This is a genomic window from Mesorhizobium argentiipisi (SeqCode) (assembly GCF_037179585.1).
GTDB lineage: Bacteria > Pseudomonadota > Alphaproteobacteria > Rhizobiales > Rhizobiaceae > Mesorhizobium > Mesorhizobium argentiipisi.
On sequence record NZ_JAPYKO010000001.1, the window covers coordinates 320462 to 337156 of the forward strand.

The window sequence follows — 16695 nt, forward strand, 5'->3', positions numbered from 1 at the left end:
CGCTTGCCATCGGCGCCAGATATGCGAATGGCATCGGCAGGAGAGGCTTGGATGACAGATCGCGAGATTCGGCCCGAGCAGGCCTTGAAGACCCTTGCCGGGGATCAGGTGCCCGCCGACAGCCGCCACGCGCGCCAGCTGGCGCGCCGCCGGATGATTGCCGAGGCCGTTATGGCCGAGGGCACGATGCGCATCGAGGATCTCACCGAGCGCTTCGGCATCAGCCTGATGACCGCGCATCGCGACTTGGACGAACTGGTCGAGAAGGGATTGCTGCGCAAGACGCGCGGCATCGTCTCAGCCGCCCCGACCAGCCTCATCGAATCGAGCGATGCCTACCGCTCGTCGCGCCAGGCGGCGGAGAAGTGCGCGATCGCGCAGGCAGCCGCGGCCTTCCTGGAACCTGGCCAGGCGGTCTTTTTCGACGATTCCACCACCGTACTGCAGCTCGTGCCGCACCTTGCCGCGCGCGTGCCGCTGACGGCGATCACTAATTCCATCACCCTGATGAACGCGCTCAAGGACACGCGCGACCTGACGCTGCTCGGGCTCGGCGGCCAGTTCTACAACTGGTGCAATGCCTTCATGGGGCCGGTGACGGTCACGGAGATCCGGCGGCTGCGGGCCGATCGCGTCTTCATGTCAATGTCGGCCATCACCGACGGCATGGTGTTCCACCAGTCGCCAGAAATGGTCGAGACCAAGCGCGCCATGTTCGACAGCGCCGCCATGCGCATCCTGCTGGCCGATCACACCAAATTCGAGCGCCGGGCGCTGCATGCCATGTGCGCGCTGAACGAGTTCGACGTCATCATCGTCGACGACGGAACCCCACCCCGGCAGGTCGAGGAGATGAAGGCTGGCGGCATGACAGTCGTCGTCGCCGCCGCGCGACAAGAAGATGTGACAGTCGCCTGATTGTAACATCCGTTGATGTTAATTTCACACGATGCTATGCGAGAATCTCAGGAGATGCACGCGACGTGCATGGCGAGGAACGCATGCCCTGTCTGCTGGGGATCGATAGCGGCCTGACCGTCACCAAGGCGGTGGTTTTCGACGAGGCCGGCGCGCCGCTGGCCGCGGCCCGCCGTCGCTTGCCGCAGATCATCTCCGAACCGCGTCATGTCGAGCGCGACATGGACGAGCTGTGGCGCGCCGCCGCCGAGGCGATCGCGGAAGCGCTCTCCGGCTGCGGCAGGCCGGGCTCGGACATTGCTGCCGTCGCCGCCACCGCGCATGGCGACGGGCTCTATATGCTGGGTCGCGACCGCCGGCCGCTCGGACACGGCATCCTGTCGCTGGACAGCCGGGCCGGAGACGTCGCCGCCCGCTGGCAGACCGACGGTACGGCCGCCAAGGCGTTGTCGCGGACCGGCCAGACGCCGCACGCCTCGGCGCCATCTTCGCTGCTGGCCTGGATGCGCGAGCGCGAGCCGCAGCGCTTTGCCCGCATCGGCCATGTGCTTGCCTGCAAGGACTGGCTGCGCTTCTGCCTTACGGGAAGCCTGGGCACCGACCTCACCGAGGCCAGCACCTCGTTCACAGCCGTCGACAGCCAGGCCTACGCGCCGGACATCCTGCCGATCTTCGGTCTCGAAGCGCTCGGCGATGCGCTGCCGCCGGCGGCGCGGCCGGACGAAATCGTCGGGGCCGTCACGGCGGAGGCGGCCCGATCCACTGGCCTGCTTGCCGGCACCCCGGTCGTGGCCGGCCTGCACGACGTGACCGCTTCGGCGCTCGGCATCGGCGGCTATGGCGAAGGTGTAGTCGCCATCGTTGCCGGCACCTATTCGATCAACGAGACGGTCTCCACCGCGCCGCGCATCGACGCCCGCTGGTTCTGCCGCAACGGCTTGAAGCTCGGCGAATGGAACAACATGTCGATCTCGCCCGCATCGGCGGCGAATTACGACTGGTTTCTCGACACGCTGTGCGGTTCCGAGCGGGCGGCGGCCGAAACCGACGGACGCTCGATCCACGCCATCGTCGGTCCGGAAATCGAGGCGGCGTTGGCGCGGCCCTCGACGCTGCTCTTCCATCCCTACCTGTTCGGCTCGCCGCATGGCCCGGCCGCCAGCGCCGGCTTCCTCGGGCTGCGCGGCTGGCATGACCGCGGCGACATGCTGCGTGCGGTGATCGAGGGCATAGCCTTCAACCATCGCGTCCACGTCGATGCGCTGCGCGAAGGTTTTGCCCCGCGCGAGGCGCGGCTGACCGGCGGCATTTCCCGCAACCCGGTCTTCGCGCAGATCTTTGCCGATGTGCTCGGCATGCCGATCACGGTGACCGAGACGGAAGAAGCCGCCGCATGGGGTGCTGCGCTCTGTGCCGGCGCCGGCGTCGGCCTGTTCGCCTCGCCGCGGCACGATCCGCGCGACGTTGCAGCGCTTGGCCGCACCTACCGGCCCTCCCCCGAGCGCAGCGCCGCCATGGACAAGCGCTACCGGCTGCACTGCGACATCGCTGACCGCCTGGCGCAAGCCTGGCCGTCGATCGAAGCGCTGGCGGAAGGGGGGAAGCGATGAACGCGGACAATCGCCGGCAGGACATTGCCGATTATGTCATCCAGCATGGCGAGGCGCGCATCGACGAGCTCGTGACGGCATTCGGCGTCTCGCGCATGACCATCCATCGCCACGTCGACGAGCTGGCGCGCCAGGGTGTGCTGCGCAAGCTCCACGGCGCGGTGAGCGCGCAGCCGTCCGGCGTCTATGAAAGCCTCTTCCGTTTCCGCGAGACGCATGCGGCGGCGGCCAAGCGGGCGCTTGCCCGCGCGGCCCTGGCCGAGATCGAGCCGGGTCAGGTCGTGCTGCTCGACGATTCGACCACCGCCAACGCGCTCGGCCCGCTCCTGCCACAGATCGCGCCGCTGACCGTCGTCACTAACAGCCTGTCGCTGGCGGAGCAGCTGGTGGACAAGGACGAGTTGAAGCTGATCCTGCTCGGCGGCGAATACCATCCGACCTACAATGCCTTCATTGGCCATATTTGCGAGAACGCGCTGCAGAAGATCAGGGTCAATCTGCTCATCTGTTCCGCTTCGGCGATCGACAAGACGGCGACGCTGATCCAGGACCCGCAGGTGGTGCGCGTGAAGCAGGCGATGGCCGCGGCGGCCTCGCGCAGCGTGCTGCTCATCGATTCCTCCAAGTTCGGCAAGTTAGCGCTGCACCTGTTTGCGGACCTCACCGACTTCGACCTGGTGCTCAGCGACGACGGCCTTCCCGAAGAGGTCGCCGGCAACCTGAAGGCGGCCGGGGTCAATCTCAAGATCGTGCCGGTGCAATGACCGGGACGACACGCGATGTCGATGTCCTCATCATCGGCGCCGGCATCAACGGCGCCGGCCTGTTTCGCGATCTGTGCGAACAGGGTCTCAAGGTCGCGATCGTCGACAAGGCGGATTTCGGTTCCGGCACCAGCGCTGCGCCGTCGCGGCTGATCCATGGCGGCATCAAATATCTCGAAACGGGTGAGCTGGGCCTCGTCGCGCAATCGACGCTGGAGCGCAACCTTTTGCTGCGCAATGCCCCGCATGCCGTGCGCCCGCTGCCGACCGTCATCCCGATCTTTTCCTGGTTGACCGGCATCGGAGCCGCGCTGCGCACCCTTTTCGGCAGCACGACCGCGCCGCGCAGCCGTGGCGCACTGCTGATCAAGATCGGCCTTGCCATGTATGACTTCTACGGCGCCCGCCGCCGCGTCATGCCCCGGCACAGCATTTGGTCGAAGGCGCGGGCGCTGAGCGAGATACCGCCTTTGACACCGGGCATCGTCGCCGCCGGCACCTATTATGACGCCACCGTCCGTCATCCCGAGCGGCTGGTGCTTGAACTTCTCCAGGATGGCGTCAGGGCCAGCCCTCAATCTATGGCTCTCAACTACGCGCAGCTGCTGGGCAGCGACGGCAGCGTTGTGCGCTTCGCACTGCCCGACGGCGGCGAGTTTGGTTTCCGGCCACGCATCGTCGTCAATGCGGCTGGGCCATGGATCGACCATGTCAACGCGGCGCTCGGCGCGCCGTCTCGGCTGATCGGCGGCACCAAGGGCTCGCACATCGTGCTCGACCATCCCGAGCTGCTGCAGGCGCTGAACGGCCGCATGATCTATTTCGAGGCCAATGACGGCCGCATATGCCTGGTGTTCGACTATCTCGGCCGGGCACTGGTCGGCTCGACCGACACCCGCGCCGCCGATCCCGACGCGGTGCGCTGCGAGGATGATGAAATCGACTATTTCCTGGCAAGCTTGCGCGAGCTCCTGCCCGGCCTTGCCTTTGGGCGCGAGCAGATCGTCTATGCCTATTCCGGCATCCGCCCGCTGCCGGCATCGGACGGCACTGCGCCGGGCCTGATCAGCCGTGACCACTCGGCGCCCGTCATGGAAAGCGAGGGCGACCGGACCTGGCCGATCATCTCATTGGTAGGTGGCAAGTGGACGACCTTCCGCGGTTTCGCCGAGGAGGTGGCGGACATGCTCTTGTCCAGGCTTGGCCAGCCCAGGCGGGTGAGCACCCAAAGCCTCGCCATCGGCGGTGGCCGCGACTTTCCGGCCGATGCAGCCGCGCATGCCCGCTGGATCTCCGCCGTCACGACTGAGACAGGCGCGTCGCCGGCCCGCGCGGAAGCAATGCTCGACCGCTATGGAACGACGGCCCGTGTCATTCTAGCGCACGAAGCTGGACGGCAGGCCGAACCGCTTGCCGACTCATTCGAATACACGCAGGCGGAAATTGATTGGTTGGCGCGCAACGAACGCGTCGTCCACCTAGCAGACATCGTCATGCGACGAACGGCGCTGGCGATCACGGGCCGGCTCAATCGCAGCAGCCTTGCACAAATTGCCGACACGGCAGCGGCCGCGCTGGAGTGGAATGCCGAACGGCGTGAGAAGGAGCTGGAAGCGACTTCAAAGGAACTCACGGAGCGGCACCGATTTTGCTTTGGATAGCCAATATCCCAGGACGGTCATGCCGACGGGTTGAGCCGTGCCTGACAGGCCACCGCGGCGGCAGCCAAAAGCCGCAAAGCCGACGTGCCACCCTCCCCCACCGGCAATGAGGCAGCTCTCGATTGGGCGGCACCTGATTTGGAGCCTTGGACTCCGTATGAAGATATTTGAGGGTAGTGCGCTGAGAGTTCTGCAAATTCTTTGAGAGAGGTCCGTCATGCAGGCTGGTGATGTTCAAGGTCACCTGATTCCCACGAAGGAACGCCACCATGACCAAAACCGAAGATAAATCCCCCATAGCTGCCGTCAAAGATATTCTGCTTTCGAACCCGGATGGGCTGCACGACATGATCCGCCGATGATGCAGGAGGTCCTCGAGGCCGAGATGGACGAGGCTCTGGGTGCTTCGAAGAGCGAACGGACGTCGGAGCGTCTTGGCTATCGCTCTGGGTATTACAGCCGCACGCTTGTCATCCGTGTCGGCAAGCTGGAGCTGCGGGTTCCGCAGAACCGGCAGGGGCGCTTCTCCGTGGCGGCACAGCCGTTCAGTCGACAGGTGCCGGCACTGGCAGGCCACTCGTCGACGGGCAGCTGAATACCCGTGGAATGATACGTCAAGGCCTCTGCGATACCGAAACAAGCTCGGCCTTCAACCGCGCCGTCTCCATCCCGACCGCGATGAAACGGCGCGCGTGGCGGGCAAGCTCCATGCTGTCGGCCCATAGATTGCGCCAGATCGCCGTGTTCCTCGACAAATTCTCGTCGACGATCTCCGACGAGAAGGATTCGAAGCTGAGATCGTCGTTGTAGCCTATAGCCGTCAGCGCGTCGAAGATCGCGGCGAAATCGATACTGCCGGTGCCGAGAAAGCCGCGGTGGCTCTCGCCGATATGGACATACCCGATCTTCTTCGCGGCATGGCGGATGGCCAGCCCGACATCGGCCTCCTCGATGTTCATGTGGAAGGTGTCGAGATGCAGGAAGATGTTGTCGGAACCGGTGTCCTCGATGAAGGCCAGCCCCTGCGCGGCGGTGTTGAGCAGGTTGCTTTCGAAGCGGTTGACGATTTCGAGATTGAGCGTGACTCCGGCCGCCTTGGCGGTTTCCGCGACCCTCGCCAGTGTCGCGGCGCTGCGGTTCCACTGGTCACGCGTCGGCGGCTTGGTTTGCAGGCCGTGGCTGGTCGAGAGAATGCCGCCGACTTTTTGGCCGCCGAGATCGCGCGTGAGCGCGATGGTGCGGTTGAGAATCTCGACACCGCGCGTGGCGACCGCCTTGTCGGAGCTGGAGATGTCGCCGTCGGCCGGCAGGCCGATGCTGATCGCGACGCCTATCGCAACGCAGTTTGCTGGCTTCATGGGCCCTTGCGCTCCAACGATCGCCGACATCAAGCCCCCGCCCGTTCGGCGATCGTCGCTTCTCTCAATGGGTACTCATCCTCACGCGACCGAGGTAGAGGTCACTGCGGTCCTGCTGAAACACGGCGCCACCGGAACGAGCGCGCACTGGTTCACTCTTTTGGTCACGGACCGGAGCAGGCCAGTTAAGCGCCCTTTGCGGCGTCCTCGATCAGCCTGACCACTAAATTGCGGAATCTCTTGTCAGACTTATCCCCTATATTTCCAACCTCCTCCGCCACCATTCCAGGTGCAGAAACGGAGACCTCCCCACTTAACTGAGCGCTGACCGTGAATGTCCTTTCTGCTACCTTTTCTGTTCCTTGGTTCCTGTAGATTTGGAATCGAACAAGGGGTGTCAGCGCTTCGAATTTACCGGGCGGCGGGGATTCGATATCGATGGCCACCTCGCCCGCCACCTCGGCCTTGGCCGCCTCCAATGATGCGACTACGACGTCGTTTAGCCAGGCCGTGGCCTGCACGCCAAAGTCCACCATTGGGGCATTCCAATCTGCCTTCTCATTGCGGGCCTCCTCCCCCTGCCGACGGCGAGCTCTCTTGCCGCGTTCAAGGGCTTCTTTGAACTTAGACATAGCAGTCGCTCCGATCACAGATGAGGCTGGCCCTCAAATCGGGCACGGCTCTCGCAATCAATAAAACGCGCGCAATCGGCGTACGTTGCGTGGGCTGAAGCCGCACGTCAGAAGCATTCGATATTTCTTTGTCGAATTAGCGATCGAATGTGTTTCGCCCGACCCCTGCCTTCCTTGGCAAGGTCGAGTGCTGGATGCCAGAGCCGGCCTCAAGCACCTCCTGCCCATCCGGATTCGAAGCAGAACGACTTTGACGGCGGCAATGGCGGATTATCGTCGGTCGTGGCCACGGCGGCGTTGCTTCGCGAAAATCGGGTGACGTTGAACATCACCAGCCCGCCATAGCCGGCCTCTCTTTAGCGAATTTGCAGAACTCTCAGCACAGTACCTACTCGCCTTGTGCGAGGAGGATTGCCCGCAAACACTTGAGGCATTCCGGGCATATCTGCCGCGACGAGGGGTGGGTTGCTCCGCGCCGGCATAAGTTGAGGAAGTTCACCTCAAATTGCTCTTCGGGAACAGCACGCGATCGGGATTTGCATTCATTTGCGCCAACATTTCCTTTATCAAGCGCGTTTTGGTGCGTCCCGCTTCCTTCGGCGGCACGAGGTAACGCACGATGGCCTCTAGCCAGGTGTTTTCACTGACGCGAAAATGAACCACTGGGTGCTCTTTCACCTCGAGTTCGTCCACCGGCGTTGTCGAAAGGATGTGCTTATAGACCTTAACCTTCTGGCTCATGATATCGCCAATCTGCTCGTCTACGACCTCTCTCATGATTGTCGCGACGAATTCCAAATCGCTCTCATACGCGAGCTGAAACTTAATTTCGTTCCAGACATAGGGAAACAGCGGCCAGGAATAGTTGAAGACCGGTGTACTAAACACGGTGGAATTCGGAAACTTAATGACGCGTCCACTCGGATGATCGGTCCAGAGATGTTCGCCGCCGAATTCCCATAACGTCGTGTCGAGATAGCTGACATCAATGACGTCTCCATGGGCATCGCCGATGCGAATGCGGTCGCCAACGCGATAAGGCGCCCTGGCCAGGATATAAATCCACGCGATGAAGCTGGAGATCGGCATCTGCAGGGCAAAGCCGAGAATCAGTGAAATCAGGCCGAGCGAAAGAACTGCAGCGTACCAGTTCACAAACAAGACTGAAATGGCCACGAAGACGATTGCGACGACGACAACTAATCGAAAAATGCGTTTCAGGTTGAAACGCGAAACGCGATTGGCAATTCGGCCAATGAGAAACACCTCGATAAGGTTCGACACGGTCAGCATAACGAAAATGAGAAGGCCGCCCCTGACGTAACTCAGCACGCGAACGCGCAAAGGTTCGTCAAGCAATTCTAAGCGCCAATTGACCAGAACTTGGATGGCAAACAGAAGCAAGGAAGCGGTAGCGAAACCAATCGTCCACCAAAGATCTTCCTTGCGGAGGCTAAAGCGAAACTTTTCCTCGGGCTTCTTCGCCTTCTGTTGAATAGTTTTTGGATCAGCAGTCCGTTGCGCGGCCCGTTCGAGCCGGGCAAGGTTTTCCTGTTCCTTGTCGCGCGGTTCCATGGGTTCATCTCCCCGATGTCGCCATCACTGCTAGCCCAGTGCCTATCCGCTGCTCGATGGCGGCCAAGCCTTTCGGTCTTGAGTCGGATTATACCCTGAAAATCACGCATTTCTCCTTCGGCCCCGTTACCAAAGGAAGAACGAGCGGGCGACAGGATTCGGGGCGGAAACGGACCAGGCGTGACGCGCCGGCGACCAGACCGACGGGCTCACGCGCCAGAGAGAGCAGTCAACCCATTCTGTCCGACCTCACCAAAGACATTCCGTACTTATCCCAAAGCCGCTCGCAGTCGTTTGTCCTGAGGCTCGGAGTCCCAGGAGTTCCGTAAAAAATCATGGCGGAGCGAACGTCGTAGCCCAAGACCGACGCGTTTGCGACAAACTGGATAGCTTCGCCCAGCGGTCTTGGGTCTATCGCAGCATCTCTGTTGTTCGCCGCGTCGAACACACCCACGATTTCCACGGCCTCCTTGCGCAACGCGAAAACCTTGGCCATGATCTCCTCGCTCATCATCGCCGCGTTTGGGCAAAGAAACTGGCCGGGCTGGTCTCGTCCGCCATATTTGCGGCGCTCAGATTAGGTGGTCGATTGCGTCGTTCATGGTGGCTTTTGCCGCCAGCCAGTGCGCCCCACTCTTTGTCAGGCCTATAAGGCATCGACCCTCCAACTGCGCGGGAACATCGAGCGCCATGTCAAATATTGCCCAAATGTGATCAGATTCCTGAATGGGAACGAGTCACATATCAGGCTCCGCTAATATACATATTCACAACAGCCGGGAAATGCCTTTGTTCCTGGACTATCACACCGATCTTGTCGGCAGACGCTACGTTCAATCACGCGAACCAACCATGTGGGCCGGCGACGAGGTCGCGATCACTGCGGTAGTGTGCCGGCGTGACGGAGGATCGGGTAAGCGTCTCGATCCCCCTCCTACGGCTTCACGCATCCGATAGTCGACAAGACGTCAAAGGTGAAGAAAGGTCAGCCTTGTCGGCGACGTTACGCATATCCTTTGTCGGTTACTGTAACAAAGCAAACGGTGGGTGTAAGTTATCTGACAGCGGCGTGTCGAGGAAAGCCTCCCGTCATGAAACCGATGAACGAAGAGCACCTTGCGGTTCTACGCAGGCACATGGTCGAGATGATTGCGATCCATGCTGACCTCGCAAGCGAAGAACTCGGCCAGGCAACGCTCGATGAGCGGGTGATGGCATCGATGCGGCGGGTCCCGCGACATCTCTTTGTGCCAGTTGCGGTCGCGCCTTACGCCTATCAGGACATGCCGCTGCCGATCGGCTTCGATAAAACCGTCTCGCAGCCCTTCATCGTCGCTCTGATGACTGATCTCCTTGCACCCCAACCGCACGAGGCGGTGCTCGAGATCGGCACTGGCTTGGGCTATCAAACTGCGATCATAGCGGAACTCGCCGGACATGTTTGGAGCGTCGAAATCGTCGAGGAATTCGCAATCCATGCCGAGGCTCTGCTGCAGAGCCTTGGCTTCTCGAATGTCGCTATTCGTGTCGGAGACGGGTCTCGCGGGTGGCCCGAGCACGCGCCATACGACAAGATCCTGGTTAGCGTGGCGGCTGAGAGGACGCCGCCGGCTTTGCTGGATCAACTCAAGCCAGGGGGACGCCTTGTTCTGCCCTTGGCGTCTGAGGAAGCACAGTTTCTGACTGTCATCGACAAGGATGCAGGGGGGCAACTTCAGACTCGGAAACTCATCCCGGTTCGGTTCAGTCGGCTCGAGACCGTCTAATGAGGCGGGCACAATGCGGCTTTGCTTTTGGTGGGTCGGCTTTGAGGCAGCGATTTTCGTAAGCAACCCCCAAGGCCCACGCTGGGCCTCGACCTATCCGACCTATCGTGGTCGTTCTCCCTGAATTACAAATGAGCACAATTCACCCCTTTGACGAACGACGGTTCCGGCTTCGCGGGGCATGATTCTTCTTTAGGTCGAAAACAGAAATGCCGCAGCGGGATCGAAGAAGATTTGCCGACCGAAACGGCATCGACGCTGCTTGGTTCGATTCGTGATTCCAGTGGGTCGATGACTGTTGTCGGGGTAAGCGCAAAATGGCTGCGATCTGACCTATTTACCTTACGAAGGCCCAGTTCCATTCTATCTCGACACGTCGGTGATTCTCGCGGCGCTCTCCAATGAAGCGATGACCGCACGCGCCCAAATGTGCTCGCTGAGCAGGATCCTGCTCAGCTTCTGATCAGTGACTGGACGATCCCCGAGATGTCTTCTGCCGAAGCGATCAAGCTACGGACCGGGCAGAGAGCTGCGTGCCGCAGCGCTGGTAAGGTTCAACAAGCTGGTCGCTGAGAGCTGCACCGTGCGCCGCGGCACCTATGCTTCCAGGTCCAAGCGCCGCCAGCGCCTTCCGAAGCTGCTTTCGCCATCGCGCCGTTGTTTTGTCCTGAAGGCCGGAGTTGCAATTTCAGTGCAGCCCTAACGCTTCAGATTAGGCCTGATCGCCTCGACCTCTTCTCGCGTGTTCGTATCGGGTAATTCGCCCGGGCCCTTTGGTATGGGATTCTCATGCGTATCTCTTGTCGGCTTCCCCTCCGGCTTGACGCCGGACGGTTTGGATTCGTCCCCTTTTTTCTGCTTCAGCTTTTTCGGCATCTTATGGCTCCTAGCCTCGCTTCGAGACGCTGCAACGGCATCATTGAATGCCGCTGCAGAAGCCTTGGCGGAACGTCACATGCGACCAGTTGGTTCCCGCCAAAAACGATGCGGCGGCGGGCGCTTGAACCGATCGGAGGGCATGATGAAGATCAGCGGCTGTATGACGAGGGTGTCAAGGTGGCCAACCCCGACCAGTCACTTCGCGACGGTCGCGGAGATGAAGGACAAACTTGCCGCCGAAGTTGTTCCAGAAGGCGAGAAGGACCGAGTGGTCGGCAAACCGACCGACATCGTCAATTGCGAGGTGGCGTTGGGCAAAACGGATCCTGTTACCGGCGATGATCTGTCAGCCCTGGTGAGATCCAGCCGTTTCTATCTCGGGTGTGAGCACGCCACGATATCCTGTGCAGAGATCGGCTTGCTGAAATGGTAGCCCAGCGACAGTAAGTGAACATCCTCGGTGAATAGGCGAGCGTCAGGGAGTTCCGCCCGCTAGCCGGAGCTCGAACGCGATCGCCAATCGCTCGGGGTGTCGCCGGTGCGCTTTCGGAAGAAGCGCGAGAAGTATGCAGGATCCTCGAAGCCGACTTCGCGGCCGATATTTTCGACGGAGCGGATAGTGAATTTCAGCAGGCGCTTGGCCTCGAGCAACTGACGCTCCAGAAGCAGCTCCTTAACCGGCATCGCGAACACTTCGCGCGCTGCCTTGTCCAGAAGATGCGGTGTGGTCGCCAGCAAGTCGACATAGCGCCCGATAGGCCACGTCTCCCTGTAGTGGACACTGGACAACGGAACGACAATTGATCAAGCCTGCCGAGCTAATCACCCGCAATGGCACACTAAAACCTGAAGATTTCGGTGTAACACGTTGATATTTATAATGTGGTTGGCCCGGAGGACGTATTCAAGACTTGATTTCATTATATTTTTTGTGGCCCAAATTCAGAAATCTTCCCGTATCACCCCGTACGGTTCCGCAGCCGCCGCCATATCGCGATGGCGATATCAAGCTGTTGAAAAGAATTGATGTACGATGGCGGTAGCTACCGAAGAGCTGCCAGGAAGCGCGCGGCAGCATTCAAATCTTCCGTACTCGCGCCTTCTACGAATTGCTTCGCAATCGGATGCAAGAGCTCGCGAGCGCTGCCGATTTCTCCTCGCTCGGCCATCAGCATCGCCATGTCGAGAGCGGCTCGCAGTTCCCATGCTCGCGCGCCTTGGCTGCGGCTCAACTCCAGTGCCTGCAGAAGGTATATCTCGGCTTCATCGCGATCACGTTCCGACAACTGGAGAAGAAGACCTCCCTTCATCCGCAGCAACTCCGGAAGGTACAATTGGTCGCCGTTCTTGTCGACTTGACTAAGCGACTCGCCGATCAACGCAATGGCTTCGTCGACCCGACCGATCGCGGACAATCCGTTGACCAGCGAGAGGTTGAGCGGAGTCGTGAGCAATTCGTAGGGCGCCGCGTGGAGCTTCTGAAGAGATGACTGCAGACCCTCGACGCCGCCTTTTGCGTCGCCTTGACGGATCGCGACTTCACTCTTGAATCCTCGACCGACCAGCAGGTAGGGAGTCATGGAATGGGATTCCGCGCGGGCGATGAGCATATCTATGTATGCCTCGGCACTCTTTAGGTCGCCGGTCCACAGGAAGACCGATATCCCCCAGATCAACGCGATCGCAAGCGTTAGAGAATGATCCATGGCGGCGGCCTCTTCGACGGCCTGTCGGGCATGTTCCATGGCTTGATCCGGACGGCCTTGCAGCCAGAGGTTCCTCGCGAGAATGGCTCTCGCTAGGACTTTGCCTTCGAAACCGAGATAGATCGTCGTGGTTCGCTGAGCGCGCGGTCCACGATCCAACGCCGCCTCGAGCTCCGCGCGCGCTTCGGCTAGGTCGCCACGAAGATGAAGCGATATCCCCAGTATGGAGTGCGCCAATGTAATCGCGACCGAATCCTCAGTGGTCGCGGCCGTGGCTGAGCAACGTCTTGCAAACTCGAGGGCGGTTGTGAAATTGCCCGCGCGCAGGTGGAACATATTGAGCGGACCCAGCAGACGCGCTTGATCCAGCGTATCGCCGCGCTCTTCGGCGATCACCAAGCTCCTTTCCAGGGCTACGCGCGCCCTATCGCGCCCTCCCCGCATGAACATCAAGGACACACCGAGAGCTGCCTGAAGATGCATCTCATCGAGTCCGCCAAGCGCGGCATCGTCGAGGGCGAATATCGCGCGTTCGGACCAGCGGTGGCACTCCGGCAATAAGGACATCGCCAGGAAAACCGGGGCGGCGGCGGTGGCGAGCCCGATACCGATGTCGGCGTTTCCCCCGTCACCGAAGCACCATTCCAGGGCTGCCCGGACGTTGTTGATAGCGGCGAAGTGAGGAGCCCTTTCTTCCCCGGTCGCCAGGCTTGGCCACTCGATGCCTGTCTGCTCCAGCCACCTCCGGTAGTAGGCGGCGTGGCGCACTGCCAGGTCGGCAGCCTCAGCATTAACGATCCCGATATCGAGAACGTAGGCACGCGTAGTGTCGAGGAGCCTGTAGCGCATCATCGCTCCGACCGGATGCGTCGCCACAATCGATTTGGCGACGAGGCTGTCCATGGCGCCAAGCACGGTTGATCTGTCTAGGGTCCCGCTCGTCACTACCACAAGGGCGGCATCGAGCGTGAAATGACCGACGAACACGGCGAGCCTGCGAAGCACCACGCGCTCAACTTCGGTCAGGAGCCCAAAGCTCCAGTCCAGCGTGGCCTGCAGGGTCTTCTGACGCGGCGGCGCTATCCGTGAACCGAGCCACAGCAGTGTCAGGCGTTGATCGAGAAGTGCGGCGGTCTGTTGCAATCCATAGGATTCCACGCGTCTGGCCGCCAGTTCGATCGCGAGCGCCACTCCGTCGAGCTTTCGGCAGATGCTTGCGATAAGCAAGGCCTCAGCGTCGCTGACGTCCAAACGAGCGCCGCCTGCCACCGCTCGCTCGACAAACAGCTGGGTGGCCGGGAAAGTCTGGACAATCGCGGCCGTGAGCCCCGGCCGATCTGGCGGATAGGCCAGCGCGTCCAGCCGGTAGATGTGCTCGCCTTCGACCCGAAGCGCCTCGCGGCTCGTCGCCAGAATGTGGACCTGTGGCGCCGCGTCGACAATGCTTGCGGCCAGGGGAGCCACCGCTTCAATGAGGTGCTCGCACGTATCGAGGATCAGGAGAATCCGCTTGTCGCGCAGGTAGGCGATCAGATTGGGCGTCACGTCGTCTGATTGAACCGACAGTCCAAGCATCGAGGCAACGGCTGTCGTCACCAGGTCGGGAGCACCGAGCATTCCCAGATCGACGAACAGCACAGCCCCCGAGAATGTCTCTATCAGGTGATGCCCAACCGCAATCGCGACGGTGGTTTTGCCGACGCCGCCGGCGCCGACGACGCTCACGAAGCGCGAAGCGTTCAGTTGAGCCGACAGTTTGAGAACGTCGTCATCCCGGCCGACCATCCGGTTCAAGCGGCTGGGAAGATTGGCGTGCGGAAACCTTGCGGCAACGGCAGGCACATTGTCGGGCGGACTGCCGGGCCGCGAGACCGGCGCAACGAAGCAATAACCCCGCCCCGGAAGAGTTGCGATGTACCGCGCTCCATCCTTTCCATCGCCCAGCGCTTTGCGGAGCCCGGTCATGTGGAACCGCAGGCTACCTTCCTCAACAACGACATCGGGCCAGACCCGCGACATCAGATCTTTCTTGCTGACAACTTCATTCGGCGAGGAAGTCAGGACGATGAGAATGTCGAGGGCACGCGAGCCCAGCTCTATGGGGGCGCCTTCTCTCGTCAGGAGCCTTTCACCCGCAGCCAAATGGAAGGGGCCAAACGACAATCCGTCTTTGACCTGACTTGCCGTTTTCGTCATGGCGTCTTCTTTTTGGGAGCCGGCCGCACCCAGCGCCACAGTTTAGGTCAAGGACTGCTCCCGCACCATAGGGGAGTTCCAATGTCTGGCGCCTCTTATCTGCTCAAAAAAGCGGCAGGCTGGCAGCGGCTAACACAGGCTCACGAAGCATAACGGGCTAATTTCGCCGTCTGGGCGTAGGTCAAGGGGCGCGGATCACAAACCGTCAACCAGGAGAGCCTCATGGACACGACCAGAACCTCCGAAGCAATCGACCAGGATCGCCGGCGACTTTTAGGCACTGCCGCGATCGGCATCGCCGCCGCAGGCGCCGCAAGCCTGCTCCCCTCGCAATTAGCCGCCGCATCCACGAGCAATACCATCCGTCCCTTCAGCGTCAGCTTCCCCGGGGAAGAGCTGGCCGAGTTGCGCCGACGCATCGCTGCAACGCGCTGGCCCGAGCGCGAGCTCGTATCCGACGAGGCCTCCCGGCGGATCTGGTCGACCCCGGCAGCGGCAGGGCCAACACAAGGCGTGCAACTCGCCACGATGCAGAAGCTCATGCGGTACTGGGGAACGGAATACGATTGGAGCAAGTGCGAGGCGCGCCTGAAGGCGCTGCCGCATTTCGTCACTGAGATCGACGGCCTCGATATCCACTTCATCCACGTGAAGTCCAAGCATCAGGGTGCACTGCCCATCATCATCACGCACGGCTGGCCTGGCTCGGTCATTGAACTCCTGAAGATCATCGACCCGTTCACCAATCCCACCGCGCACGGCGGAACGGCGGCGGAGGCATTTGATGTCGTGATCCCGTCGATGCCGGGCTATGGCTTTTCCGGCAAGCCCACCGAAACCGGTTGGGATCCTGCGCGCATCGCGCGGGCGTGGATCGTGCTGATGCAGCGCCTCGGCTACGACCGCTACGTCGCTCAGGGCGGCGATTGGGGAGCACTCATCACGGAACAGATGGCCCTGCTCGCACCTCCCGAGTTGGTCGCCATCCACACAAACATGCCGGGGACCATTCCGCCCGAGATTGTGAAAGCGCTTGCCTCTGGCAGTCCGCCGCCGGCCGATCTCGGCCCGGACGAGAAGCGTGCCTATGAGCAGGTCGCGTTTTTCTACAAGAACGGCCTGGGCTACGCCAACGAGATGGCGCTTCGTCCGCAAACGCTCTACGGGATCGTCGATTCGCCTGCCGGCCTGGCAGCGTGGATTCTCGATCACGATGCGGACAGCTATGCGCTGATCGCCCGCTCCTTCGATGGAGAGCCGGAAGGCCTTACCCGTGACGACATCCTCGATAACATAACGTTCTACTGGCTGACGAACACAGCCATCTCGTCGGCACGTCTCTATTGGGAACACGCGCAAACGGCGAAGGCCGGCTTCTTCGACGCTAAGGGCATCACCATTGCCGTCGGCGCGACCGCGAACCCCAGCGAAATCTACACCGCGCCAAAGAGCTGGACCGAACGCGCATTCCCGAAGCTTCTACATTACGGCCGCACGGAGAAGGGCTGCCATTTCGCCGCCTGGGAACAACCGAAGATCTTCACCGAAGAGGTGCGCGCAACATTCAAGACGTTGCAGACATGAGGTGTTGGTCGCGGATGGCGCCCGGCGTGTGCGCCATCCGCCGCCT

The 16695-nt window shown here is 61.3% G+C and carries 13 protein-coding genes and 3 pseudogenes; 9 read left to right on the plus strand and 7 right to left on the minus strand.

Going from position 1 to position 16695, the window contains the following annotated elements:
* Positions 1 to 51 precede the first annotated feature (51 nt).
* From O7A05_RS01405 to O7A05_RS01425, 5 genes and pseudogenes are all read left to right on the plus strand, one after another.
* A complete protein-coding gene (locus O7A05_RS01405; RefSeq protein WP_337091163.1) occupies positions 52 to 918 on the plus strand; it encodes a DeoR/GlpR family DNA-binding transcription regulator in 867 nt (288 codons plus the stop codon).
* 83 nt (positions 919 to 1001) lie between these two features.
* Positions 1002 to 2528: an FGGY-family carbohydrate kinase gene (locus tag O7A05_RS01410; protein ID WP_337091164.1), complete on the plus strand. Its 1527-nt coding sequence runs from the start codon at positions 1002 to 1004 to the stop codon at positions 2526 to 2528.
* Positions 2525 to 3292 carry a DeoR/GlpR family DNA-binding transcription regulator gene (locus tag O7A05_RS01415; RefSeq protein ID WP_337091165.1) on the plus strand — a complete coding sequence of 256 codons (768 nt, stop codon included), beginning with the start codon at positions 2525 to 2527 and terminating at the stop codon, positions 3290 to 3292. The genes O7A05_RS01410 and O7A05_RS01415 overlap by 4 nt, the downstream gene beginning before the upstream one ends.
* Complete coding sequence (locus O7A05_RS01420) at positions 3289 to 4953, plus strand: glycerol-3-phosphate dehydrogenase/oxidase (RefSeq protein WP_337091167.1); 1665 nt, start codon at positions 3289 to 3291, stop codon at positions 4951 to 4953. The genes O7A05_RS01415 and O7A05_RS01420 overlap by 4 nt, the downstream gene beginning before the upstream one ends.
* 269 nt (positions 4954 to 5222) lie before the next feature.
* Positions 5223 to 5482 (plus strand): annotated as a pseudogene (locus tag O7A05_RS01425) (transposase); the annotation flags it as partial.
* Between the two features lie 85 nt (positions 5483 to 5567).
* Here O7A05_RS01425 and O7A05_RS01430 read toward each other — a convergent pair.
* The 4 genes from O7A05_RS01430 to O7A05_RS01445 all read right to left on the minus strand — a co-directional run bounded on the left by O7A05_RS01430 (position 5568) and on the right by O7A05_RS01445 (position 9029).
* A complete protein-coding gene (locus O7A05_RS01430) occupies positions 5568 to 6311 on the minus strand; it encodes a sugar phosphate isomerase/epimerase family protein (RefSeq protein ID WP_337091169.1) in 744 nt (247 codons plus the stop codon).
* A gap of 185 nt (positions 6312 to 6496) precedes the next feature.
* Complete coding sequence (locus O7A05_RS01435; protein WP_337091170.1) at positions 6497 to 6943, minus strand: hypothetical protein; 447 nt, start codon at positions 6941 to 6943, stop codon at positions 6497 to 6499.
* Between the two features lie 495 nt (positions 6944 to 7438).
* On the minus strand, positions 7439 to 8518 hold the full coding sequence (locus O7A05_RS01440) for a mechanosensitive ion channel family protein (protein ID WP_337091172.1): 1080 nt from the start codon (positions 8516 to 8518) through the stop codon (positions 7439 to 7441).
* 229 nt (positions 8519 to 8747) lie between these two features.
* The gene (locus O7A05_RS01445) at positions 8748 to 9029 is read right to left on the minus strand and encodes a hypothetical protein (RefSeq protein ID WP_337091173.1); all 282 of its coding nucleotides are present in this window, start codon (positions 9027 to 9029) and stop codon (positions 8748 to 8750) included.
* Positions 9030 to 9609: 580 nt separating this feature from the next.
* Here O7A05_RS01445 and O7A05_RS01450 point away from each other — a divergent pair.
* Together O7A05_RS01450 and O7A05_RS01455 are read left to right on the plus strand one after the other, a co-directional pair.
* Positions 9610 to 10284: a protein-L-isoaspartate(D-aspartate) O-methyltransferase gene (locus O7A05_RS01450; protein WP_337091174.1), complete on the plus strand. Its 675-nt coding sequence runs from the start codon at positions 9610 to 9612 to the stop codon at positions 10282 to 10284.
* Positions 10285 to 10693: 409 nt separating this feature from the next.
* A pseudogene (locus tag O7A05_RS01455) lies at positions 10694 to 10870 on the plus strand (PIN domain-containing protein); the annotation flags it as partial.
* Between the two features lie 113 nt (positions 10871 to 10983).
* On the opposite strand, the gene O7A05_RS01460 reads toward O7A05_RS01455, so the two are convergent.
* Positions 10984 to 11160: a hypothetical protein gene (locus O7A05_RS01460; protein ID WP_337091175.1), complete on the minus strand. Its 177-nt coding sequence runs from the start codon at positions 11158 to 11160 to the stop codon at positions 10984 to 10986.
* 145 nt (positions 11161 to 11305) lie between these two features.
* On the opposite strand from O7A05_RS01460, the gene O7A05_RS01465 reads away from it, so the two are divergent.
* The gene (locus O7A05_RS01465; RefSeq protein WP_337091176.1) at positions 11306 to 11596 is read left to right on the plus strand and encodes a hypothetical protein; all 291 of its coding nucleotides are present in this window, start codon (positions 11306 to 11308) and stop codon (positions 11594 to 11596) included.
* A gap of 59 nt (positions 11597 to 11655) precedes the next feature.
* On the opposite strand, the pseudogene O7A05_RS01470 reads toward O7A05_RS01465, so the two are convergent.
* Positions 11656 to 11940: pseudogene (locus O7A05_RS01470) on the minus strand (helix-turn-helix domain-containing protein); the annotation flags it as partial.
* Between the two features lie 266 nt (positions 11941 to 12206).
* Positions 12207 to 15065: an ATP-binding protein gene (locus tag O7A05_RS01475; RefSeq protein ID WP_337091177.1), complete on the minus strand. Its 2859-nt coding sequence runs from the start codon at positions 15063 to 15065 to the stop codon at positions 12207 to 12209.
* A gap of 222 nt (positions 15066 to 15287) precedes the next feature.
* Here O7A05_RS01475 and O7A05_RS01480 point away from each other — a divergent pair, with 222 nt between their 5' ends.
* A complete protein-coding gene (locus tag O7A05_RS01480; RefSeq protein WP_337091178.1) occupies positions 15288 to 16649 on the plus strand; it encodes an epoxide hydrolase family protein in 1362 nt (453 codons plus the stop codon).
* The last annotated feature ends 46 nt before the right edge of the window (positions 16650 to 16695 follow it).

Excerpts from the sequence above, each read along its gene's own strand:
- O7A05_RS01445 (WP_337091173.1), bottom strand. The coding sequence starts at position 9,029 with ATGAGCGAGGAGATCATGGCCAAGGTTTTCGCGTTGCGCAAGGAGGCC.
- O7A05_RS01475 (WP_337091177.1), bottom strand. The coding sequence starts at position 15,065 with ATGACGAAAACGGCAAGTCAGGTCAAAGACGGATTGTCGTTTGGCCCC.
- O7A05_RS01435 (WP_337091170.1), bottom strand. The coding sequence starts at position 6,943 with ATGTCTAAGTTCAAAGAAGCCCTTGAACGCGGCAAGAGAGCTCGCCGT.
- O7A05_RS01405 (WP_337091163.1), top strand. The coding sequence starts at position 52 with ATGACAGATCGCGAGATTCGGCCCGAGCAGGCCTTGAAGACCCTTGCC.
- O7A05_RS01415 (WP_337091165.1), top strand. The coding sequence starts at position 2,525 with ATGAACGCGGACAATCGCCGGCAGGACATTGCCGATTATGTCATCCAG.
- O7A05_RS01460 (WP_337091175.1), bottom strand. The coding sequence starts at position 11,160 with ATGCCGAAAAAGCTGAAGCAGAAAAAAGGGGACGAATCCAAACCGTCC.
- O7A05_RS01480 (WP_337091178.1), top strand. The coding sequence starts at position 15,288 with ATGGACACGACCAGAACCTCCGAAGCAATCGACCAGGATCGCCGGCGA.
- O7A05_RS01420 (WP_337091167.1), top strand. The coding sequence starts at position 3,289 with ATGACCGGGACGACACGCGATGTCGATGTCCTCATCATCGGCGCCGGC.
- O7A05_RS01465 (WP_337091176.1), top strand. The coding sequence starts at position 11,306 with ATGAAGATCAGCGGCTGTATGACGAGGGTGTCAAGGTGGCCAACCCCG.
- O7A05_RS01430 (WP_337091169.1), bottom strand. The coding sequence starts at position 6,311 with ATGAAGCCAGCAAACTGCGTTGCGATAGGCGTCGCGATCAGCATCGGC.
- O7A05_RS01450 (WP_337091174.1), top strand. The coding sequence starts at position 9,610 with ATGAAACCGATGAACGAAGAGCACCTTGCGGTTCTACGCAGGCACATG.
- O7A05_RS01440 (WP_337091172.1), bottom strand. The coding sequence starts at position 8,518 with ATGGAACCGCGCGACAAGGAACAGGAAAACCTTGCCCGGCTCGAACGG.
- O7A05_RS01410 (WP_337091164.1), top strand. The coding sequence starts at position 1,002 with ATGCCCTGTCTGCTGGGGATCGATAGCGGCCTGACCGTCACCAAGGCG.